At 38.9% G+C, this 23443-nt stretch carries 21 protein-coding genes; 14 read left to right on the top strand and 7 right to left on the bottom strand.

Annotated elements, in window-relative coordinates:
• Positions 1-166: 166 nt before the first annotated feature.
• The 3 genes from VOI46_RS17290 to VOI46_RS17280 all read right to left on the bottom strand — a co-directional run bounded on the left by VOI46_RS17290 (position 167) and on the right by VOI46_RS17280 (position 2113).
• Entirely contained in the window at positions 167-493 is a 327-nt protein-coding gene (locus VOI46_RS17290) for a hypothetical protein (protein WP_004589570.1), read from the bottom strand.
• Positions 494-594: 101 nt separating this feature from the next.
• Positions 595-900: a hypothetical protein gene (locus VOI46_RS17285; protein ID WP_004589569.1), complete on the bottom strand. Its 306-nt coding sequence runs from the start codon at positions 898-900 to the stop codon at positions 595-597.
• Positions 901-985: 85 nt separating this feature from the next.
• Positions 986-2113 (bottom strand): acyltransferase family protein, encoded by a 1128-nt coding sequence (locus VOI46_RS17280; RefSeq protein WP_269745367.1) that lies wholly within the window; start codon positions 2111-2113, stop codon positions 986-988.
• Positions 2114-2290: 177 nt separating this feature from the next.
• Here VOI46_RS17280 and VOI46_RS17275 point away from each other — a divergent pair, with 177 nt between their 5' ends.
• The 3 genes from VOI46_RS17275 to VOI46_RS17265 all read left to right on the top strand — a co-directional run bounded on the left by VOI46_RS17275 (position 2291) and on the right by VOI46_RS17265 (position 4807).
• On the top strand, positions 2291-3436 hold the full coding sequence (locus tag VOI46_RS17275; protein WP_039972548.1) for a histidine kinase: 1146 nt from the start codon (positions 2291-2293) through the stop codon (positions 3434-3436).
• Entirely contained in the window at positions 3414-4028 is a 615-nt protein-coding gene (locus VOI46_RS17270) for a response regulator transcription factor (RefSeq protein WP_004589566.1), read from the top strand. The genes VOI46_RS17275 and VOI46_RS17270 overlap by 23 nt, the downstream gene beginning before the upstream one ends.
• Positions 4029-4366: 338 nt before the next feature.
• Entirely contained in the window at positions 4367-4807 is a 441-nt protein-coding gene (locus VOI46_RS17265) for a hypothetical protein (protein ID WP_004589565.1), read from the top strand.
• 121 nt (positions 4808-4928) lie between these two features.
• Here the strand turns inward: VOI46_RS17265 and fucP are convergent, their stop codons facing one another.
• Positions 4929-6236, bottom strand: coding sequence for an L-fucose:H+ symporter permease (gene fucP / locus VOI46_RS17260; RefSeq protein ID WP_039972546.1), 1308 nt, complete (start codon positions 6234-6236; stop codon positions 4929-4931).
• A gap of 230 nt (positions 6237-6466) precedes the next feature.
• Between fucP and VOI46_RS17255 the strand changes: the two genes are divergently transcribed.
• The 4 genes from VOI46_RS17255 to VOI46_RS17240 all read left to right on the top strand — a co-directional run bounded on the left by VOI46_RS17255 (position 6467) and on the right by VOI46_RS17240 (position 14100).
• Entirely contained in the window at positions 6467-7684 is a 1218-nt protein-coding gene (locus tag VOI46_RS17255) for an ROK family transcriptional regulator (RefSeq protein ID WP_086004339.1), read from the top strand.
• A gap of 237 nt (positions 7685-7921) precedes the next feature.
• Positions 7922-10519 carry a TonB-dependent receptor gene (locus tag VOI46_RS17250; protein WP_282338596.1) on the top strand — a complete coding sequence of 866 codons (2598 nt, stop codon included), beginning with the start codon at positions 7922-7924 and terminating at the stop codon, positions 10517-10519.
• Between the two features lie 32 nt (positions 10520-10551).
• A complete protein-coding gene (locus VOI46_RS17245) occupies positions 10552-11571 on the top strand; it encodes a carbohydrate kinase (RefSeq protein WP_282338595.1) in 1020 nt (339 codons plus the stop codon).
• Between the two features lie 1086 nt (positions 11572-12657).
• Complete coding sequence (locus VOI46_RS17240) at positions 12658-14100, top strand: IS1182 family transposase (RefSeq protein ID WP_004589456.1); 1443 nt, start codon at positions 12658-12660, stop codon at positions 14098-14100.
• Positions 14101-14369: 269 nt separating this feature from the next.
• Here VOI46_RS17240 and VOI46_RS17235 read toward each other — a convergent pair whose 3' ends face one another.
• From VOI46_RS17235 to VOI46_RS17225, 3 genes are all read right to left on the bottom strand, one after another.
• On the bottom strand, positions 14370-14966 hold the full coding sequence (locus VOI46_RS17235) for an HD-GYP domain-containing protein (protein WP_138726294.1): 597 nt from the start codon (positions 14964-14966) through the stop codon (positions 14370-14372).
• A 488-nt stretch (positions 14967-15454) separates the two neighbouring features.
• Positions 15455-16852, bottom strand: a complete 1398-nt coding sequence (locus VOI46_RS17230; protein WP_031289686.1) for a heavy metal sensor histidine kinase — start codon at positions 16850-16852, stop codon at positions 15455-15457.
• Positions 16842-17528, bottom strand: a complete 687-nt coding sequence (locus VOI46_RS17225) for a heavy metal response regulator transcription factor (RefSeq protein ID WP_024032688.1) — start codon at positions 17526-17528, stop codon at positions 16842-16844. The genes VOI46_RS17230 and VOI46_RS17225 overlap by 11 nt, the downstream gene beginning before the upstream one ends.
• A 166-nt stretch (positions 17529-17694) precedes the next feature.
• Between VOI46_RS17225 and VOI46_RS17220 the strand changes: the two genes are divergently transcribed.
• From VOI46_RS17220 to VOI46_RS17190, 7 genes are all read left to right on the top strand, one after another.
• On the top strand, positions 17695-19527 hold the full coding sequence (locus VOI46_RS17220; protein WP_324738304.1) for a copper resistance system multicopper oxidase: 1833 nt from the start codon (positions 17695-17697) through the stop codon (positions 19525-19527).
• Entirely contained in the window at positions 19524-20387 is an 864-nt protein-coding gene (locus VOI46_RS17215) for a copper resistance protein B (protein ID WP_055011431.1), read from the top strand. The genes VOI46_RS17220 and VOI46_RS17215 overlap by 4 nt, the downstream gene beginning before the upstream one ends.
• Positions 20388-20409: 22 nt before the next feature.
• The gene (locus tag VOI46_RS17210) at positions 20410-20817 is read left to right on the top strand and encodes a copper resistance CopC family protein (protein ID WP_324738303.1); all 408 of its coding nucleotides are present in this window, start codon (positions 20410-20412) and stop codon (positions 20815-20817) included.
• Positions 20818-20828: 11 nt separating this feature from the next.
• On the top strand, positions 20829-21737 hold the full coding sequence (locus VOI46_RS17205) for a CopD family protein (RefSeq protein ID WP_024032685.1): 909 nt from the start codon (positions 20829-20831) through the stop codon (positions 21735-21737).
• Between the two features lie 22 nt (positions 21738-21759).
• Positions 21760-22248, top strand: a complete 489-nt coding sequence (locus VOI46_RS17200; protein WP_008109928.1) for a nuclear transport factor 2 family protein — start codon at positions 21760-21762, stop codon at positions 22246-22248.
• A gap of 10 nt (positions 22249-22258) precedes the next feature.
• The gene (locus tag VOI46_RS17195; RefSeq protein WP_024032684.1) at positions 22259-22777 is read left to right on the top strand and encodes a DUF411 domain-containing protein; all 519 of its coding nucleotides are present in this window, start codon (positions 22259-22261) and stop codon (positions 22775-22777) included.
• A gap of 140 nt (positions 22778-22917) precedes the next feature.
• Positions 22918-23427, top strand: a complete 510-nt coding sequence (locus tag VOI46_RS17190) for a DUF305 domain-containing protein (RefSeq protein ID WP_024032683.1) — start codon at positions 22918-22920, stop codon at positions 23425-23427.
• The last annotated feature ends 16 nt before the right edge of the window (positions 23428-23443 follow it).

Below are 23443 nucleotides of genomic sequence, written 5' to 3'. Positions count from 1 at the left end.
CTTTACTTACTAATTTTAGCAAAAGCACAGGCACGCTTTGCCCATCGACGGGTTATAAACTGCCCCAAGACGAGTTAACGTAAATACTCTATAGGTCGACTTTGAGCGAAGCAGTCAATCAAAAGTTTTGATGTCTGAAGTAAAGATTTGATCCTCGTTGGCTTTTTCAAAACGAATGGGCACGAGCTTTTTGTAATAGTGGCAACACAAGCAAAGGCTCAGAGCGATTATCAACACAAACAACGGCATTTGCACTACTCAGTGCTCTCACCAATGCGTTAACAGGGGTTATATCGTCCAAAGACTCAATAAAACAATTGTCTTTCTCAAACTCACTTATATCGTCGAAATACGCATCAGGCGAAAAACAATATAACTCAAGCGGCTTAACTACCGCGTTATTGTTGTTTGGTAGTTTTTTCCCTAACACGATGAGTAGATGAGCTTTTTTATCCAATCCGAGCTTAAGCAAAAGCGTATTTATTAAATCCATGTACTTCACTGAATACCAAATTAAAATAGCGTCATATTTTTATCGTGCATTATTAGGTACATTAAAACAATATCTATTTTGATGAATTACCAGCGATTGCGCTATGCACTATGAGTAAGTAATTTAATCCATTCATCTGCGTTTGACACAATGAATTGATAATTATTGTCATCTTTTAATACGACTTCAATTGCATCATGTGTATAAGGCAAAATACCTGCAACTTTACCAGTGCACTTACTCACCTTTACAATTTCACGCCGTGAAAACGTATAAGGCCCTAACCCAAATTGTGCATTAAACGGTGCAAAATGAATATCAGTGTTGGTTAGCCAAAATTTACCGTCGGCTTTAATCGTCCCTTTTTGAATTGTGGCGGTTGTCGATTTGATTGTTATTGCTTGCATAATAATATTCCTTTATGTGGCTATTAATGTGTCAGTTTTGTCGCTTTTAAGTCATTACCAAGTGACGACATTTAAGCTGACTGTATTACCTTTTCTTGGTTCGCCTACCGTTAAGTAATGCACCCAACCACGTATTTTTAACTAATAATAAATAACTTATTTGGCCTATAAGTAATGTAACAACCACGCTAATTACAAACTTTACTAAAACTGGCAAATTAGTATTAATCAATGGCATCTGAATATAAATCAGCACTGGCGCATGTATTAAATAAATCCAATATGATGCATTTGATATGCTGCGACTGAGCTTACTTTTGTGATTTAAAAAGCGATGCCCAAGTAAAAACGTTATGGCGGTTAACAAAATAATACTCAGTCCTTGTGATAAAACATGCAATACATATAGCTCTCTCGCTGCGGCAAAATAACCCGAAGTTGCGGCAGCAATCACTTCATCTAAGCTTGGTGCGGCTGGTAATAGAGAAAAATAACCAGTCAGTGATAGTGCAACACCTAAAATAAGAGGCCATAAGTACTTATGATATGACGAAATGAGCTGTTGTTTTTTATTAAGCCCCACTCCTAAGCAATAAAAACTGCCGTAAAAACCATACGACCACAACTGTGGCGTGAGTTTATCGGGAGCAGGAAATGGAATAGATTGCCCCATCAAAGAAAGCGTTAACACGATGGGAAGTACAACCCACATAAATAAAGGGTGAGCGCTAAGCCCATCGAATTTATTACCTAATAAGTTAGTTGTTTTCAACAACCAATGAATTAAGCAAAACTGATATAAATTCCACAAAAACCATAAGTGCATAGTGCTAACAACAGGCTCTTTAACAACTTTAAACACAGCAAAAATTGGCGGTATTGGATTTGCTATATCGGCCCCAAAACTCAAGGCATGGTAGTAAATAACAAAGCTTAACGGTAAAAATACAATAAAAGGCAGTAATATATGTTGACTGCGATGGCGTAAAAATCGCGCGTTGCTCGATTTACCTATTAATAACGCACTGCAAAACCCAGCAATAATAAAAAATAACGGCATCCGAAATAAGTGCAGCGTATGCGTAATATAATCAAAGAGACCATGTTTGCTTGGGTCTGCCGTAAACCAAATATTGCTAAAGAACGGGCTGTAGGCTAAAGCGGCATGAAATACGATGCCGAGCAATAGCGCGAAGCTGCGTAAATTATCAATGTAATGTAATCAACTGTCTTTATTCATTAATGTGTCCAACTAATTTTTATTAATAAAGCATAAATGAATGAGGCATAATGGCACTAGTCACAAAGCTCATAGCCCGAGCTATGACATATGTCACTGTTTTTACAACGCGAGTTCTGCAATAATTGCTAAAAAAATATGGCCGCAGTAATGGAATCAACTATACGACATACAACCGATTGGCATTTTTCAACATTGGCATCGTGGCTTGGGGTGACATCAGCGTGTGCCTATTATGCAAACTCAGAATTAGCACTATATTTGCAAATCATAGTAAGTGGTTCCATTTTAGCCATTTTGCTGTATGTATTAAAACAGCCCAACAAATTTGTTCACGGCGCAGCGCTTGGCTATTTCTTGCTTATTTTGGCCATGATACAACTGAGTTCAACGTCCTTAGTTTTTATCCACCTAGTGATGTTCACAGCGGTTTTTAGTCCTCATTTTTCGCTTCCAAAAATACTGGCTTGTGTTATGGCCGCCATGCTGGTGTATGGTTTAACGCATTATTCGCGCTGGGAAAATGGCATTCCTTGGATCACGTTTACAGTTTGGTTCTTCTTTTGTTTGATGAATTGGTTTGTTAGCCGGCGTATTGTCGAAAGTTTAAATACACATTACCAATCCCGCCAAAACTACAAAGAGTTAAAAGCCACCCAACACATGATGGGGGCGATGCATGCAGCGCAAGAACGACAAAATATATCACGCGAGCTCCATGACTCACTCGGCCATAAGCTTACCGCGCTCAGCATTAATTTAGATTTTGCTAAAAGAGCAGCAAATGAAGCCACCGTTGAAACCCTGTCTCTTTGCCACCAACTTAGCCAAGAAGTATTGGCAGAAGTACGCGAAATCGTTTCCACTCAACGCAATGACAAAACGATACTTAAGCAAGCTATTGAGGCCATTTGCGAACTAACACCTAATTTACACTGTGATCTCCAACTAAGTAAGGAGGCAGAGCAGCTCCCTCAAGACTACGCCCTGTGTGTATTGCGCTTTACCCAAGAGATGATCAGCAACACCCTTAAACATACCCAAGCAAACCATTTTACTTTGCATGTGAATGTCTCTAACGTTGGCCAACACCCGCTGTTAATTGCAAAAGCGTATCACAATCAACCAGAGACCCATTTACCAAAACAAGGGAACGGATTAGCAGGATTAAATGAACGAATGGCACAATTTGGCGGTGAATTTTCACAACATCTTGAGCAAGAAACACTGATCAATACCATGACATTACCACTAAATTTAGAAGAAAAAAGCCATGATAAAGTGCCTACTAGTTGAAGATCAGACTTTGGTTCGTTTAGGCCTCGCTAATTTACTTAACCTCGATAGCGCCATTGATATAGAAGCCCAAGCTGAAGATGGCTTGCAAGCGGTTGCACTATTAGCTGAGCATAGTTTTGACATTGCTTTACTCGATATGAGAATGCCGAATTTAGATGGGCTCGGCGTGCTGCAAAAAATGCGCGAGAAAGGTGATAAAACCCCCGTGCTGATCATTACCACATTTGAAGATTGTGATGTATTAGTCAAAGCCCTTAATCTAGGTGCTCGTGGGTATGTGCTTAAAAACATTGAACTTGAAGAACTCATTAGTGCTATAAAGCAGGTCGTTGCAGGAGAGCGAGTATTGCAAAGTGCGGTGACTGATTTTTTACTTAAAAAGCAACTAAGCCCTCAGCTCTGCTTAACGGACAAAGAACAAACCGTATTGCAGTGTTTGTCTTTAGGTATGCCAAACAAAGTGATTGCCAAAAAATTAGATAACTCTGAGGGGACTATTCGTAATCATGTGTCACAAATTCTTGCCAAATTAGACGTAAAAGACCGCACTCAGGCCGTTATAAAAGCCATTAATCAAAACCTAATTTAACACGCGAACAACACCAAATTACTATTTTTGATTAGGCTTAAGTGGCGCAATCAACATAAATAAGAGTAAACAAAACCAACTAATAAACAAACAGGCGACTATCCATGCGAGCTTTTCTTGGCGTTCCACTTTTTGTGACCTAGCAATGAGTATGATTGGCATCACCCAAATCTTGATTTCAGACATTAAAGATCTTCAGTGTCTGCTCATGGCACCGAACCGCCCGTCGACTCTAACTCATAACTGTATTAGTTCTTTGTTCTGCTGATCAAGCACACGATCTAGCACAAATCATCATCAAGAAGTTTCGTAATATTGGTTTAAAAATACACTGCCCTTTGAAAGTACCAGAGAAGTCAAAAATTGACTCACTTGCTAACGGTTTTGATTATCTTGGGTATCAATTCACCAATGAGCATATCTCTGCAAGAGGAGGTTCAATTGAAAAGCTAAAGGCTTCTCTTGCTGGGATTTTCACAAGCTATAAGCACTTTAAAAATAAGAGCTTAAAAATTTTGGAATGGCGATTGAACCTACGAATCACTGGCTGTGTGTTTGAGAAGAAATGTAAGGGTTCGCAATTTTTCTTCGCTGAGATTAATGATGAAAAGCTACTCCACAGATTAGACCATTATGTCTTCCGCCTATGCAAGCGTTTTGGGGTAGCATACCTTCTAAAACACATCTATAACGTAATTCACGCTCAGCAAGTTCTTTTTGCGCTTCTTCTTGAAGCCTATCTTGAATTTCAAGCTCCACTGCATCGGCAAATTCCCTGAGTATTTTTAACTCTCTTTGATTCAATGTGCGTGGTTGAGGATCTATAACACATAGAGTACCAATAGGTTGCTGGTCAAAAAATAATACAAAAAAGCCGAGCTCTTAACTCGGCTCAAGTTATTAACAAGGAGAGGTTTTGTTAAACGTTCTTACTTTGGCCTTTAAATCAAATGCAGCATAAGCGGCTACAACAATAAAGCAACCTGCAGGCACCATATATGAAAATGCAACGCTGTAAGTATCAATAAATACAGCTTGAATTACAGGTACTATTGCCCCACCAAGAATCGCCATAACTAAACCTGCTGCGCCTAGCTTAGCATCGTCACCTAACCCGTGTAGCGCAATTGCATATATAGTAGGAAACATTAATGACAAACAAGCAGAAATACATACTAGTGCCCAAACACCACTTATATTAGGCATTTGCACCATGTAAATACATAACATCATTGCTATAAGAGATGTAGCCATCAGTAACTTTGCAGGACGGATAAATCCCATAAGCCACGTCATTACAAAACGAGACACTAAAAATGTAATCATACTGTACTGTAAAATTGTACCGCCACTGACCTCATTTGTATTCAACGCTTCCATTACATATTGAATCGTAAAGGTCCATACACATGTCTGTGCAGCAACATTAAAAAATTGGGCTATTACACCAAAACGATAATGGGTATTTTTAAATAAGCGTTTAAAGGCTGGCTTAAAATCAACATGTTTTGAGACCTGCTTCTTTTTACAAAAATCCGGCGTTTTAGTGAACGCGATGGCAAGCCAAATAAAAACAAGCACACATGCCATACCCACATATGGCACCATTACGGCATCCAATTCGGCGCTTATTATATTTTTGAGCTGCGAAGTAGTCATGCTCGAACGCTCATCGGAAGTAGCGGTATTCAAGCTTGGTAAAATAAGAGTAGCAGCCAAAAACACCCCTATGTTTGTCCCTACCGGATTAAATGATTGCGCTAAATTCAACCTTCGAGTTGCACTTTGCTCATTCCCCATCCCCATAACATAAGGGTTTGCAGATGTTTCTAAAATAGATAGGCCACCTGCAAGTATAAATAAAGCCGCTAAAAAAAAGCCATAGGTCATTGCTTGACTAGCAGGGTAAAACATAAATGCGCCCATTGCAGCCATGCCTAGCCCAGTTAATACGCCAACTTTATAAGAAAACCGTTTGTTAATATAGGCAGCAGGAATAGCTAAGCAAAAATATGCGCCATAATAACTAAACTGCACCAATGCGGATTGCACTGAAGACATAGTAAAAATTTTACTAAAAACTTTTACTAACGGATCGGTCATATTTGCAGCTGCACCCCAAGCTGCAAAACATAATACGAGTAAAATAAAAGGCACGACCATCTCTTTTGAGACCAGAGGTGCTTTCGTGTGTGTGTGTGTGGTCATTTCAGTGTCTCAGTTGTTAACTTTAAGTAAAGCATTTAAACAGGTATATATCTGCACGTCAATAAATCAACTATAGTTATTTATTGCGCTTTTAGCTTTATATAATCTCAATATATTATTCAACAAAGTAGCAAAGCAGCTCCCATTTATACAGGTTGCTGTATCGCCAAACGGGATCTTGCGGTGTACAATAAATTAAGTTATTCAAGACAATAACCAACTAGGTAGGAATAATTATTAAAGCTAAAAACCCTCGACTTACATCACAAGAAGGCAGAAGCCAATCAGGCCTGCGTGCTTATAATGAACGTCGAATTATGACGCTGATCCGTCAGCAAGGTAGCGCTCCAAAAGCTGAAATTGCGCTGAAAACAGGGCTTTCTGCGCAAGCGGTTACAGTTATTATTAATAGCTTAGAAGCCGACTCCCTGTTAATAAGAAAAGAGCCACAACGAGGCCGTGTGGGGCAACCCACAATCCCCTTTGCACTAAACCCTGATGGCGCATTTGGTATAGGTCTCAAAGTAGGTCGCCGTAGTTTTGATTTAACACTTATTGATTTAATGGGAAATATTCGTGCTACGCTTCATGAAAATTGCGCTTACCCAACAGTAGATAGCCTACTAACCTTTTTAAAAAAAGGTATAAGCGTACTAAAAATGAGCCTTAATAAAGACCTAGCAGATAGGATTTTAGGCATAGGCGTTGCTACTCCTTACGAGATTTGGAATTGGACAGAAGAAGCCGGTGCCCCTACTGAAATAATGGAACAGTGGAAATCTTTTGATTTTAAGTTAAGAATAAATCAAATAATTGACCTACCTGTTTATGTTTGTAATGACGACACAGCTGCTTGTTCAGCTGAGTTAAGCTTTGGAAACCCTACCCGATTTACAGATTTTTTATATGTTTTTATAGGCACCTTTATTGGGGGTGGCGTAGTCATAAATGAATCATTATTTACAGGTAAAAAAGGCAATGCAGGCGCTATTGGCTCACTTCCCAAGCCTATGCTTAATAGCAAAGGTCAACTTAGTTCTCAGCAGCTTATTATGCAGTCATCTTTATATATTTTAGAAAAAATGCTTAAAAATGATGGCTACAACACCGATATACTATGGAGTTCTAATGAATATTGGGGCGACTTAGGACCTGTTTTAGAAAAATGGATAGATCAAGTTGCTGACGGCCTCGCCTATGCAGCATTATGCTCCCTTGCGATTTTTGATTTTGAAGCTGTCGTTATTGACGGCGCTATTCCCATAAACGTTCGAGAAAAAATAGTACTCGCTACCCAGATAAAATTAAGCGAAGCAGATCACCGTGGTATTAATCGCTGTGAAGTAAAAAGTGGTTCTATTGGCGCTAAAGCACAATCAATAGGCTGCGCTAACTTACCGTTACTCATAAACTTTTCACAAGACAACACTATCCTTTCACACCATTAAAGCAATTCTGAATTCACTATTAGCAGCTTGCGCTTAGCTTAAGCTGCTATATACAAAGTACCTTTTCATAAATCCCATAGACTAATAAGTCACCATTATGTTTGTAAAAATTAATAAATAATAATAGTTGATTTATTAAATCAAGTTCTCTACATTCTATTCACAATTTTGAAAACACTGACTCGTTTGATTAATAAATCACAAAATTGTAAACACACACAATAAAGAGAGAACAACATGAAAAATATGTCTGCTAAAATGACCTTAATAGCTACGGCAGTTGCTATTTGCATTTCACCCAAAGCTAAGTCGCAAGCCCAAGATTCATTAGAAACAAAGAGTGATTTAGGTTTTGAAAGAATAATCGTAACAGGTACATCTCGACCCAAAGAAAAAATTGAGTCAACGAATGCAATGACAACGTTCAACGAAGCAAAGTTAGAGCAGTTAGCGCCCCACAGTGTAGCAGAGCTCGTTAGAAGTATTCCTGGTTTTCACGCCGAAGACACCGGCGGCGAAACGGGTAATAACGTGGCCCCCAGAGGTTTCCCACTTTCAACCCAAACTGAATTTACAGCACTACTACGTGACGGTATGACTGTATTTTATAATCAAGATATTTTATTCACTCAAAATGACAGGTTTACTCGACTTTCAAATTATGTAGGTAATGTGGAAGCAATAAGAGGCGGTGCATCCTCTATATTTGTTGGTAGTGCACCTGCAGGGTTTATTAACTTTATCTCCCGTGAAGGGGCCGATGATACTCAAGGCGATGTATTTTTTGAAACCAACAGTAATAATCGTTTAGGAGTGCAAGGTTGGGTAAGCGGCTCTATTAATGATCAAACAACCTATGCGATAGGCGCTTGGTACCGTGAGGATGACTCAGCACGCGATCCTGGGTATACAGCAAACCAAGGTGGTGAAATAAACGCTAATATTAAATATTTTTTTGATGATGGTAATGGATTTACGCGCTTTGAAATAAACAAACAAAATGACAGTTCATTCTTTTTTATCCCACAACCACTAACAGGAAGCACTACCGATGCGCAAACAATACCTGGTGGTATGGATATAAGAGACGGAACAACAGGTAATTCAGCAGGTGCTCGCCTTTTAACGCTAAACAACACCCCAAGCGGAGACATAGATTTAGACGTAGCAGATGGCAACTACGCTGACGTCACTTATTTTGGTAACACTACCGAAATAGAAATAAACGAGAATTTAATTTTTTCTAACCAAATGCGTTATACGGATATGTTAACTACATTTACCGGTATCATAAATGTAGGTAATGCCGAATTATTATCAGATAAAGCGCAAGCCATTTACGATGCAAATGCAGACCAATTAAGTAATGCACTCGTAAACGGCAGTTTAAATTTTGATATTCGTGATGCAGGTACAGGGTTTAGTGTTGCAAACTCAAGTGATGTAAACTCATATAACACAAATGGCTACGGTATTAATGCCGGCTTTTGGCACAGGCGCTTTGAAGGCGATAACTTTCAAAATGAAACTAAATTAAACTACACATTCGATAACATGGGGGATGGCACTCTCTATGCAAACTTTGGGTTATTTTTCTCTAATATCAATGGTCACGTAACTGACTACCGTATTAATACATTACAATCAATTGAGCCTCTACCACAACGATTAGATATTGTTTTTACCGATGAACAAGGTAACGATATTGGCAGCGGCACATACAAAGGTATTCAGTCAGGGTCTCATGGTTATGCAGATATTGTTTACAGTGAAAAAACTCTCGCGCCGTTTGCCGATTTTGAGTACGAGCTTGAAGATGTATCTTTCAATTTAGGCCTAAGATACGAAACATTAAAAGCAGATGGTGAGGCGCAAAATCAAGCAGAATATACAATAAATAGCTTTGCCAGTGATACAGATACTATTAACGGCAATATCTCCTTACCTTTTGGCGCAGGCACCTATCGAGACTTTGATGTCGAATACAATGAACTTGCTTGGACAGTGGCCGCAAACTATAAATTTAATGATGATTTGGCTGTATTTACACGTTACGCAGATGGCTTTCGTATGCCTGATGTTGACAAGTACATGGCAATTACAGGCTTAGCAAATCAGCAGGAAATTGACGAGTTTAATAATTCCAATCGTCGAGAAACACAGCCGGCATCAACGGTAATGGCTGAGGTAGGCATCAAATATAATGAAGGCGACATAGCCGCATTTATAACGGGTTACTTTGCGGCTGCTGATGATTTATTTTTTAATGTTCCAACTGTTGAAAACGGCCAAGTTGTTCAACGCCAAGCATTTAGAAATACGGAAACTCTTGGCGTTGAAGCTGAGTTAAACTTTCAAGTTACCGAAGGCTGGCGCGTTGGTGTTTCTGCTACTTATCAATCTCCAGAGTTTGTGAACACCCCTGCCGCTCAATACCTTGAAGCGAATGGTAATGCTGCGGCTATTGATATCAATGGCAACATGCCTGTACGTGTTCCTGAGCATTTTGGACAACTTACTAGTAGCTATGAATTTGATGATTTTTCTTGGGGGATGGCAACACTACATGGTAGCTATTCATGGAGTGGTAAACGTTATGCTGATGATGCCAACACTGCGGAGCTTCCTATGTATGGCATGCTAAATATTGGTTTATCGCTTGAAAATGAAGAAGGCTACTACCTTCGCGCTGATGTAAAAAACCTAAATAATTCTGAAGGGTTATCAGAGGGCGATCCACGTGCAGGTGAAACAGTAGCGGGTCAAACAACTACGTTCAATGCACGGGTTGTGCTACCACGCACATTTAGTATTAGCATAGGTAAGCGCTTTTAATTTTATTTTTATCGCCTGCTTAGCAGGCGATAATGTTTACTATTATAGGAATATTTACGATGGAAGTACTTGCAATCGGCGAAGCGTTAATCGATTTACTTTCAAATGAATGTATAAACGAAAACACCTCAAATCAGTCGTTTAGTTTTAACCAATTTGCAGGCGGTGCACCAGCAAATGTAGCTGTAGCAGTGGCTAAGTTAGGTGGTAAAAGTGCACTTTTAGGAAAGGTAGGTGATGACAAGTTTGGCCACTTTTTAATTAATGCCCTTAAATCCCACAACGTAAATACAGATCACCTTGGTTTATCTCTAAGGGGTAAAACTGCCATTGCTTTTGTGTCTTTAGATAAAAGCGGTGAACGTACGTTTGAGTTTTATGACAAATCCGCAGCCCATTACGACCTTCATATAACAGATCTAGATCCAACCTTATTTACGCAACCTAAAATTGTTTCATTTTGTTCAGGCTCGCTAGCCAAGCCACTCATTTACAATACCACTGTATATGCTCTGCAACAGTTTAATAAAATTGATTCTATATCCTGTATGGATATTAATTTTCGCCCGGCATTTTGGGATGCACCTCATACTGCAGCATCAGTAATATTTGAAGTTGCAAAAACAGTTAATATCATCAAAGCGAGTAAAGAAGAGCTAACTATGTTGTATGGGATAGAGCATATAGAAAGTACTATAAAAGCGTGGATTGATAGTGGTGTAACGTTAGTACTTATGAGCGATGGCGCCAAGCCAATTTCATTTACATCTCAATCTTTCAGTGGAACCTACCCTTGCTCTTATGCAAATGTTGTAGATACCACTGCTGCAGGGGACTCATTTATTGGCGGCTTTTTATATCAACTAGCTAAGCAAATTTGTAATCGTAGTGAATTTTCTACTTGGACTAATAATTTTGAAAACGTTTTAAAAGCTATTGACTTTGCGACTAAATGTGGAGCATTAACAGTCTCTAAATTTGGTGCCTTTGATGCACTGCCAACACAAAGTGAAATAGCTAACCTAAAACTTAAATCCGCAGCTGTGGCATAGCTTATAACAATAAAATCCGTAAACTAAATTTTGGTTACTAATTTCATACCAACTAGACTTTTTTGCCTTTAGTACGTATTTGTTAAAAGATAAAGCTTTCTTAAACATAAAAAACTATTGGCAAAAAAGTATGCGTGAAAAAATAAATTTAAATCCCTTTCTACTTACATATGTCTTTAGTAGCGCTATATCGACCCCGCTTATTTATAACTTTGAGCCATTTAAACTTAGGGATGCGCATTATTACGAATGGCACTAGCGCTTTGTTTATTAAAAACTCCTGAAATAAAAAGCCAACTAAAGCGCTTTAACGCGACACTTAATATTCTTAGCCAAAACGTGCTTGCTCTTGTGAATCCGCTTAACCAAACGTAAAAAATAATTAGGCTGCACTCTTTCATGAAAGCAAAAAATAAACGGCTAAAGTTAAATAAGCTTTATTATAGAATTAACTAAAATGGAGTACTTTTTAAATTCACTTCCTGTGATTGTACTAACAGTAGGCTTCATCGAAATTTTGTTGTTTATAACCGTATTCTAAAACCGCATATGTTGTGCTTAATCGTATTTGACCCACAGCTCTAACAGCCTAATATCCTTAATATTACCCAGGTACGTTTTAATACCTATAAAAGTTAATAAGTAACAGCGCTATTAAACAGTGCAATAACAAGTGGACTTCCCAGCTTTGACTTGACACCTGCTTAAAACCTTAAAGTACAAAACGGAAGTAAATTTCCGTTTGTAAGCCTGTATTGCAATATTTCGGAAGCAAACTTCCGTTTCTAGGGCTTCGTAGCTAGTTATCGGAAATATACTGGACTTCCCAGCGTTAACTTAGATAGCTTTATGAGCCACTTTTCGGGGTCTTATTTGAGCGAGAAGCAGACGGTCGGGTAAACTCGCTTTTGGACAAAAATAAGTTTGAGCCGAAGGACGGCTCTGTGCCCAGACTGTGTGAAAACTCTGATCACCTTTTGGTCTAAGTATGTTCTGCTTATGATCTATTAATCTATACATTTAGTTCACTTAATATACTGATATTTATATAATTAGACTATTGATTCAGTTGAGGGTTGAGGCAGTATGTCAAAGTTTATAAGCGGTGAAAGTCGTGACCAATCAACGTTATTTCCAGAATCGTTGGAAGACTACGTCAGTGAAGATAATACGGTCAGAGTGATTGATGTTTTCATTGAGGAACTAAATCTAGCTGAATTGGAGTTTAAAGGGTTAACTTTAAAGTCCACAGGCCGCCCTAAGTATCATCCAGCCACATTATTAAAACTGTATCTTTATGGTTACCTCAACCGTATTCAATCATCCCGCCGATTAGAAACTGAATGCCAACGCAATATTGAACTGATGTGGCTACTTGGTAAGTTGGCACCCGACTTTAAAACGATTGCTGATTTTAGAAAAGACAACGGAGATGGTATAAAAAATGTGTGCAAAACGTTTGTTGAAGTCTGCCGTCGTCTGAATATGTTTGAGAAACCAGTTGTTGCCATCGATGGTAGTAAGTTTAAAGCTAGCAACAACAAAGGCAATAATTTTACGCCAAGCAAAGTTAAATTCCACATCGACCGAGTCGAAAAGAATATTGAACGTTACCTTGAATTACTTGATGAAGCCGATAAAGAGCAAGCTAACGTCACAAAAATTAAAGCCACAAAAGATAGGCTAGCTGACTTTCGCAGCCAGTTAAAAAAACTACACGAGATTAAAGAACAAGTTGAAGCTCATCCTGACAAGCAAATATCCACTACTGATCCTGATTCACGTTTAATGAAAACTCAAGGTTTTACAAGAGTTGTGAGTTATAACGTGCAAAGTGCGGTTGATACCAAGCACCACCTTATAGTGGCGCATGAGGTGACCAACGTGCCAGATAGAGGCCAGCTTGCGTCAATGACAAAACTCGCACAAAAAGCATTGCGCAAGGAAGATATAAGGGTATTAGCAGATAAAGGTTACTTCAGTCAGCCCGATATAAAAGATACTATCGATTTGGGTGCAGAGCCAATCATGCCCAAGACGGATACATCGTCCTCTGAAAAGAAAGGGATATTTAACCGCTCACTCTTCAAATACGATGCAAATAAAGATATTTACTTATGCCCCGCTGGTAATGAACTTCAAAATCGAATGCAGGTATTTGAGCAAGGTAAATACCTTGATGTTTACTTCAATCACATTGCTTGTCGAGATTGTAAAATAAGAAGTCAGTGCACTAACTCTAAAAAAGACCCTAGGCGAATAAGGCGGTGGGTGCATGAGATTCTGACAGAAGAAATGCTTCAAAAGCTAAAGAATGAACCTGAATTGATGCTTCATCGCAAGCAAACTGTTGAGCACCCCTTTGGCACAATTAAACTCTGGATGGGAGCTACCCACTTACTAACACGAGGTTTAAAAAGCGTGGGGACAGAAATAAGTCTTCATGTCCTAGCTTACAACTTCAGAAGAATGATAACAATTATGGGAGTTAACGGCCTAAGTAAAGCAATTAGAGTAGCGTTGCCATAGCAGTTTCGCTCGCGCGGAGAAAATTGCGATACTGAGAAAAAATCGATCGCAACCATCTTAAATGGTTTCAAACTAAGAACATACCCAAGACAATTTATTAAAAATTAGTTTTCACACAGTCTGTGCCATTTGCAGACATTAGCAACGCCTGAGCTCAGGTGCATTTGAGACAACGCCTGCTTTTGCGTTAGCAAAAAAGTGGGTGGCGGATCAAATGTCATCTGCAGAGACTTTTTAGGCAGCGTTCACCGTATTCTAGGAACGAGCGTTTACGAGGCACGTGCCGAACTGGCCTTTATGACTTTTGTAAACAACAAAAAAATATTTGGATCAAACTTCGTGTCCACTTCATGCTTCAAGATATTCATAGTTTCAAGGTGCGATTTAGCCATGCGGTATGGCCTGCTAGTCGTCAGTGCATCATACGCATCAATGATCGAAAGTATTCGACTACTCAGGGGAATATCGGCACCAGCCAGTCCGTCTGGGTATCCGCTTCCATCAAATGCTTCATGATGATGTCTGACAATAGACGCGACCTCGTCTCTGTTTGTCAGGAATGTCTCACTAATTATTCTCTCACCGATAACCGAGTGAGCCTTTATCTCTTCCCTTTCATCAGGTGTGAGCTTTCCAGGCTTCGAGAGAACAGTATCACGAACTCCAATCTTACCCACGTCGTGTAATTGACTGGCAATACGCAAGTCATCTAATGAGGGGGCACTCAAATCGGCCGCACGCCCCACTTCCATCGCAAGCGCACAGACGCGGTCACAATGGCCTCTAGTATACGCATCGCGCGCGCACAATGCCGTAATGAGTGATGGGTAAGCATTTTCTTGATCTGGTGCGAGGGCAAAAGCCATTGAATATCTCTCCTTGTTCAGCAACGCCTAACAATTTAATAGTGCGCTCATCACGCATATTTTTGCTGACTTCAAGCTCATCTATCCACATTCCAACAAATAACCGAGGGTATTTCAAGATTTTAAATAAATTTAAATGTAGGATATACGCGTTGCTCGTTTGCTTGACTATATGAATAAACGACACAACTTTATCTATTAATTAGCCCTAAATTTAGCCATCCTCAATGACCGGTTATCGCTCAAATAAGCCCCCGAAAAGTGGCTCATATAGCTATCTAGGTTAACGCTTTCGAAAAACAAAAGTAAATTTCCTATAACTACCTTTGAAGCACTAGAAACGGAAGTTTGCTTCCGAAATATAGTGATATAGGCTTACAAATCGGAAGTTTACTTCCGTTTTGTACTTTAAGATTATAAACCGGTGTTTAATGAAAGACTGGGAAGTCTAGAGGTACAAGCAAACATTGGGTTATTAAATTTAATAATTAGCTTTTAGCTAAATTTAGAAAAACTTTAAAGCTGGTAGTTTGATTATTTGAACTGACCTCTATATTTCCACCGTTTGCTTGCGCTAGAGCTTTAACTATTGCAAGCCCTAAACCAGCCCCATCGCTGTGTCGTTGGCGCGATTTATCGGGTCGATAAAAGCGGTCAAATAAATAAGGTAAATGCTCAGAAGGTATTCTCTCCCCAGTATTAATCACTGAAATACATATTTTTTCAGCGGTAAATATTTCACTATTTACTGTGATTGATGAGCCTTTTGGGGCATACCTTATTGCATTGGATAGGAGGTTTGATAATAATTGGCGAAAGTGTAATTTGTCACAATAAAAACAAAGGTTTTGACCTTTTTTCTTAAATGTAATCAATGAGTCTTCAGCCAAAGCATCAAAGTACTCAAATAATGCTTCAATTTCATCATGGCTTTTTAGAGTATTTTGAACGGGTTTAACCAGTCCATTCTGAGTTTTTGCAAGCCAAAGCATATCACTAACCATCTTAGTTAGTCGTTCCAGCTCTTCTAGATTAGAAAACAATAATTCTTGATACTCTAACAACTGTCTTTTTTTAGATAAACCAACCTGTGTTTGAGTGATTATATTTGTTAGTGGAGTACGTAACTCATGCGCAATATCACTAGAGAAATTTGATAAACGAATAAATTCACCTTGGAGCCTGTCGAGCATCGAGTTAAACGACTGCACCATATTAACAAGCTCAATAGGCACTTTATTTTCATCAAGCCTTACATCCATCTTATTAGTTTGGATGTCATGCATTTTCTGACTCAAACCTCGTAAAGGGTTCAATCCTTGATGTATAGCAAACCAAGCCACCAATAAAATGAGTACCGCAGAGCCAAACATAATAGCCCAAAGACTTTGTTGAAATTGATTGAGAAAGTGTAAATGAAAGCTCATGTCTATCGCTGTAGTAATTTTGTATTGCTGTTGCCCAGTACTTAAATTACTCACCAGAGCTCGGTAGGTGTGGGTATCATTTTGCCATGAGGTAATGTTGTTACGGTTAAAGCCAGCTGAAGCATTAGCACTCATTACAAAATCACTAAAATCTCGTTCAGAACTTTGAAAAATGAGCTCTCCTTTTGCGGTATTTACCTGATAGTAAACACCGTGATGACCCGCTACAGCGTTAGATAATTCATTTTTAAGTTTCAGGTTTGATTTATACTGTTGTCTTAAAACTAATTCAATAGATTGATTAATAACATGCAGTTCACTACTATCTTGCTGGAAAAAATGATGTTTTATCGAACTATTTATTAAGGTGGCAACTAAAGTTAAGCACGCAATAACGGTTACAGCCACAAACAACACAACACGCATCGTAAGTGATAAAGGCCGTGACTTAATAGTCATCAGTTTCAACCTCTAATTTATAGCCCATACCACGAACCGTATGAATTAATTTAACAGTAAAGTCATCATCAACTTTTGCTCTTAGCCTACGAATGGCAACATCAATCACATTGGTGTCGCTATCAAAATTCATATCCCATACTTGAGAAGCAATTAACGAACGTGGCAGTACTTCACCTTCGCGCCGTAACAATAGTTCAAGTAAGCTAAACTCTTTATTACTCAATAAAATACGCTTGCCTGCACGTTGTATTTTTCGCTTTGGAATATCCATTTCTAAATCAGCAACTATCAGTATATCGTCAACTGTTTGTACTACACCACGGCGAATAAGAGTGCGTACTCTTGCTAAAACTTCAGCAAAAGCAAAAGGCTTTATTAAATAGTCATCAGCACCAAGTTCGAGCCCCTTTACTCTATCGTCTATACTATCGCGAGCAGATAAAAATAGTACTGGGGTTTTGTTATCTGCTTCACGTAGCGACTGTAAAATTTTCCAACCGGATACGTCAGGTAACATGACATCAAGTATTATTACATCAAATAAGTCGGTCATTGCTAGGTGATGACCGTCAAGTCCATTGCGCGCCAAAGAAACCTGAAAACCAGCTTCACTTAGTCCCTGTTTTAAATAATCTCCTGTCTTTGATTCATCTTCAACAACTAATAAGCGCATACAATTCCTTCATTAAAGTCCTAACAACTACCTCTGCAAATATTATGCAGTATCTGTCACTACAGCAACATGACACCAACATTACAACTTTGTAATGTTCGCGTCATGTTTAAGACAGGTCTATTTTCTATACTCAATACATATTCTGGTATGAAGGAGTAAGGAAATGGGGTTTAAAAAGTCATCACAACAGGTTAGCACACCACGAAGACGATTTGTTCAAGGCTTAATTGCAGGAGGTGTACTTGCTGCTTTTCCGAGTGTATTACATGCTGCATCATCTTTAGTAGCAGGAACAATAACAGGCACTGTGCCCGAACTTAGCGGCAAAGTAATTGAACTGGTTATAGATGAATCGCCGGTTAACTTTACTGGCGTAGTACGTATGGCGACAACTATCAATGGCTCTATACCCGCCCCTACCTTGCGCCTCAAAGAAGGCGATGACGTTACTATTAGAGTAACAAATAAGTTATCAGTACCGAGTTCAATTCATTGGCATGGCATTATTTTACCGTATCAAATGGATGGCGTACCTGGTATCAGTTTTAAAGGCATTATGCCTGGCGAAACCTTTGTTTATAAATTTAAATTACAACAAAGCGGTACATATTGGTATCACTCACATAGTGGCTTTCAAGAAATGACTGGCATGTACGGTGCATTAATTATTGAACCGCGAGAAAAAGATATTATTAGTGCAGATAACGAGCATGTTATTCAATTATCTGATTGGACTGATGATGACCCAATGGCGCTGTTCCGCAAATTAAAAATACAGAGTGATGTATTTAACTTCAATCAGCCCACTGTTCCAGAATTTTTTGATGACGTTTCAAATAGCGGTGTTTCGAATGCTTTGCAACGCCGCAAAATGTGGAATCAAATGAGAATGAATCCTACAGATTTAGCTGACTTATCTGCATCAGCAATGACCTTTTTAATGAACGGTAGTACGCCAATGTCAAATTGGCGAGGAATGTTTAAAGTTGGAGAAAAAGTAAGACTTAGGTTTATTAATGGCTCAAGCAATACTTTTTTTGACGTTCGTATTCCAGAACTAAAACTAACAGTTGTACAAGCTGATGGGCAAAACGTTGAACCAGTGACAGTTGATGAATTTAGATTCGGCCCTGGTGAGACCTACGACGTAATTGTTGAGCCTAAAAATGATGCCTATACGATTTTTGCTCAAAGTATGGATCGCTCTGGTTACGCAAAAGGAACTTTATCAAGCTCGCCTAATATTGATGCGCCAGTACCTGCACTTGACCCTGTTGAATGGTTAACGATGACCGATATGATGGGCAATATGACCCACGGCGGTGAGCATTCTGCAATGGCAGGTATGGCAGGTATGGCTGGCATGTCAGGTATGAACTCTAAAGAAATGGATCATAGCGCTATGGAGCACGGTGCAATGGCGATGGATCATAGCAAACATGGTATGTCTGAAAACCCATTGGCAGTTGCCAGCCCTAAAGTGCGTCATGCCAAAACGGAGTATGGAGCTTCAGTTGATATGCGCGTTGATATGCCTAGAACAAATCTTGATGATCCTGGTATTGGTTTACGTAAAAATGGTCGCCGTGTTTTAACACTTGCAGATTTACACTCACTTGAAGGGGTCACTAACCAGCAAGAGCCAGAAGCTGAAATTGAGTTGCATTTAACCGGAAATATGGAACGTTATAGCTGGTCATTTGATGGCTTAGAATTTGGTAAAAGCACGCCAGTGCATATGAAGCATAACCAACGTTTAAGAGTTATTTTACAAAACGATACCATGATGACGCACCCTATGCATCTGCATGGTATGTGGAGTGATTTAGAAAACGAGCAAGGTGATGTGCAAGTGCGACGTCATACAATACCTGTTCAACCCGCACAAAGAATCAGCTTTTTAACCACCCCTCACGATGTAGGGCGCTGGGCTTGGCATTGCCATTTATTATTCCATATGGATGCCGGCATGTTTAGAGAGGTAGTCGTATCATGAAACAATTAAAACTATCTAAATCATTTAGTTTATTAATGTTAACTGGGGCTTCATTAATTAGTTTCCCTTTATTAGCGCAAAGTGAAATGGCACAAATGAATAGCGCTAAGATGCAACCACAAGGAGGAAGTGCACCTAAAGATGCAAGAGACCCCCATGCTTACTCTGCGGGAACAACTTTAACAGAAGGCCCATATGCGCTTGAGGGCAATGAGCGATTAACACTCGCTGATGAGCATCCATTTTACGCATTACTAGGCGATCGTCTTGAATATAACGAGCAAGCAAACGCAGGTGTATTTGACTTACAAGCATGGTACGGCACTACCTTTGATCGATTGGTAATTAAAACCGAGGGTGATTTCAGCGAAGGAAGTATTGAAGAAAACCAAACCGATATTTTATGGGGTCACGCCGTATCAGCATATTGGGATACTCAAGCAGGTGTTCGTCTTGATTACAATAAAGAAGGTGAAAATCGGCAATGGTTGGCTTTTGGCTTACAAGGTTTAGCCCCTTATTGGTTTGAACTTGATATGACAGCATACGTAGGTGAGCGAGGCAATACCGCATTTACGTTAGAGGCAGAGTACGAACTACTACTCACGCAAAAGCTAATTATACAACCGCGAGCCGAAATTACACTTTATGGCAAAAACGATAAACAAAACGAGCTTGGAAGTGGCCTATCAAGCAGCGCGATTGGCTTTAGGGTTCGTTATGAATTTACACGCCAGTTTGCGCCCTATATTGGCGTTGAATGGAGCAATAAATTTGGCAATACCGCCGACTATGCCACATCAAGTGGACAAAGTAGCAACAACACCGCATTTGTTGCGGGTATTAAATTTTGGTTTTAATCATTTTAAATAAGAGGTAATTATGAAGTTTTTTAACTCTGCAGTAGCCATTTTAGGTTTAGTGCTTACATTTTCCGCATCAGCGCATATATCACTCAAGCAATCAATACCTGCACAAGAAGCCATGTTAATGCAAGGACCAGAGGAACTTTCGTTAATTTTTAGTGGTGAAGTAAGGCTAGCAAAAGTCATCATCAAAGATGAAAAAAATAAAACAATAAACTTTGATTTCAAACCCAGCGCCACCCCAAGCACAGACTTTAATTGGTCAATACCGAGCCTAGCCCAAGGCACTTACACGGTTAAATGGACAGCACTGGGTGGTGATGGACATAAAATGACTGGCACGTTTAGATTTATGGTACATAAAAATGAATCGCATAAGATGATGCAAGAACAATCTAATACCCACAGCAAACATAATCATTAAGTAGCAACATCATGCAATTAAGTGAATGGTCAGTGCTCTTACTATTATTAAAACTAGCAAGCTATATAGCAATTGTAGGGCTTGCGGGCACTTTATTAATGCGCTTTATGTGTGGCAACAGCAATGTTGCAGGGCATCACTTAATTAGCTTTCATCAGTTCTTAAAACGTTGGCAAATTACGTGTGTAGTTACAGGTAGTATTGCTGCACTTTTACAAGTACCTATAGAAGCTGGAGCAATGGCTGAATCAGGCTTTATGGGAATGTTTGACCCCTTTATGCTTGAAATTGTTTGGCAATCAGTCATAGGTGACCAAGCAAGGTTTAGAATACCAGCGCTTATTATTGCTCTAATTAGCGCATGTATGTGGAATGTGGAATCAGATGATAACGTAGCAGGTTATAAAAACGGTGCCGTTATACTAATCATGCTTGGGTTTATCGCTTATAGCTTCACTTTTACTGGGCACAGTGCAAACGAAAATGGGTTAGTGAAAAGTATTTTAACCTTTCACCTTATTGCCATTGCGAGCTGGTTAGGGTCATTGTGGCCGCTTTACAAAAGCTGCACTTTACTACCTACCAGTGAAGTAAAGCGGTTAATGCATTACTTTGGTCAACTCGCTATTGTTATTGTATTTGTACTACTTATTTCGGGCTTAACTCTGCTCCTGCAGTACCTAGAGTCATTTTCTGCATTGTTTACATCAGATTATGGGCAACTAATTTTATTAAAGCTGTTACTCGTCAGCGCGATGCTGCTCCTAGGTGCATGGCATAAGCTTTTTTTAGTCCCGCAAATCACTCAACAACACCATATAAGTATATTAAAACGCTCGATTACTGTTGAAATAGTAATTGCCCTGTTTGTACTTATTACAACAAGTGTATTTACCACACTTGTTGGTCCGCCTATTTAACGATTAATAAAAAGGGAAACGTATGTTAATTAAATCCTTTAATTTAAAAATTTTATTGCTACTAATTTTTAGCACTGTTAGTTCTTTTACTGTTAGTGCACATGACGATGAAAAATATTCAAAAAAAGGCAAGGCCTTTGTCAATGTTGATAGCGAGGCTGCAAAAACAGTCAGCCTATTTCATGCATCTCTAAAACAAGGTAATCGCGAAGCTGCACGTAAATTACTGGCCGACGATGTCATCATTTTTGAAGGCGGAAGTGTTGAGCGTTCTGCAGATGAATACGCGAAACATCATATGATAGCGGATATGAAATTCTTAAGTGCTGTTAATAGTGAACTACTAGAGCATCAAGTTTACACAAATGGAGACATAGCTTACTCAATTTCAAGAAGTAAAACTCAAGGAAAGTACAAAGGAAAAGATATTAAGTCTATGGGAATGGAATCAATCACATTAAAAAACACCGATACAGGTTGGAAAATCACTCATATTCATTGGTCAAATTAAGGAGTTAACAATGCGAGTAATCTACATTACCTCAGCGTTATTTTTATCATTAACTATGTCATTTTCGGCGATAAGTATCGAAAAACAACATAAAGCATTAATAACTTATGAGAATTCAGAAAAACCTAAAATTGAGCTTACCGTTTATAAAAGTAAAAATTGTGGATGTTGTAATAAGTGGATTGCTCATTTGAGCGAAAACAATATTCAAACAAAAGCAATTAACGTCAATGACATGGGGACGATTAAATCTCAGTATCAAATAAAATCAAATATGCGGTCATGCCATACAGCCGTTTCAGCCGATGGATTTGTATTTGAAGGTCATGTTCCCGCCAAACATATAAAACAGTTTTTAGCTGAACAACATCCTGAAAAGACGATAGGGCTCTCTGTTCCCGCTATGCCTGCTGGTACGCCAGGTATGGAAATGGGCGATCGCTTTTATAAATATAATATTGAAATGCTTACGCACGATTTACAGCAAAATACTTATAAGCATATTAGCAAATACGCTGAGCAGTTTTAACACTTATGGCACAACTCTTGATGTAATATTAAACATTGATTCAATGATTAAATATATAGTGGGTTTACGCCTAATAACCTGTAAGAATTACCCATTGGTATAAATGATATACAAAGTAAATGATAGAAAGGAGCCATCTAATGTCGCAGTATTTAAAGTTTTTCTTAATGATAGCCACATCAACATTAGTCATGTTTGTACTGATGTATTTGAATACTTATCAGCTAAGTCATGTTTTTTTTAGTGAAACTCGCACTTATATGGCGCTTTATATGGGAGCCATGATGGCAGTGATAATGCTACTTTTCATGCTCAATATGTATAAAGATAAAAAGAAAAATATAACAGTACTCATTGCTAGTGTTACCGTATTTGCGGGAAGTTTATTTTTAGTTCGATCACAAGCGACTGTTGATGATAGCTCATGGATGTCGGCGATGATCCCACATCATTCAATTGCAATACTCACCAGTGAAAGGGCAAAAATCAAAGATAAGCGAGTCCAAGAGCTTGCAACAAATATTATTGAGGCACAGCGTCGTGAGATTAAAGAAATGCAGTGGTTACTAAAGGATATAGAGAAAAATGGCCTAGCAGAAACTCAGGAGCAAGCACAATCTAGGACCGTACCGGATTTTAATGCTAAGTAAAATTTTATACCAATAC

Origin of the sequence: Pseudoalteromonas sp. CuT4-3, assembly GCF_035666335.1 — a bacterium.
GTDB classification, from domain to species: Bacteria; Pseudomonadota; Gammaproteobacteria; order Enterobacterales; family Alteromonadaceae; genus Pseudoalteromonas; species Pseudoalteromonas atlantica.
This window is presented reverse-complemented; position numbering and strand designations above follow the sequence as displayed.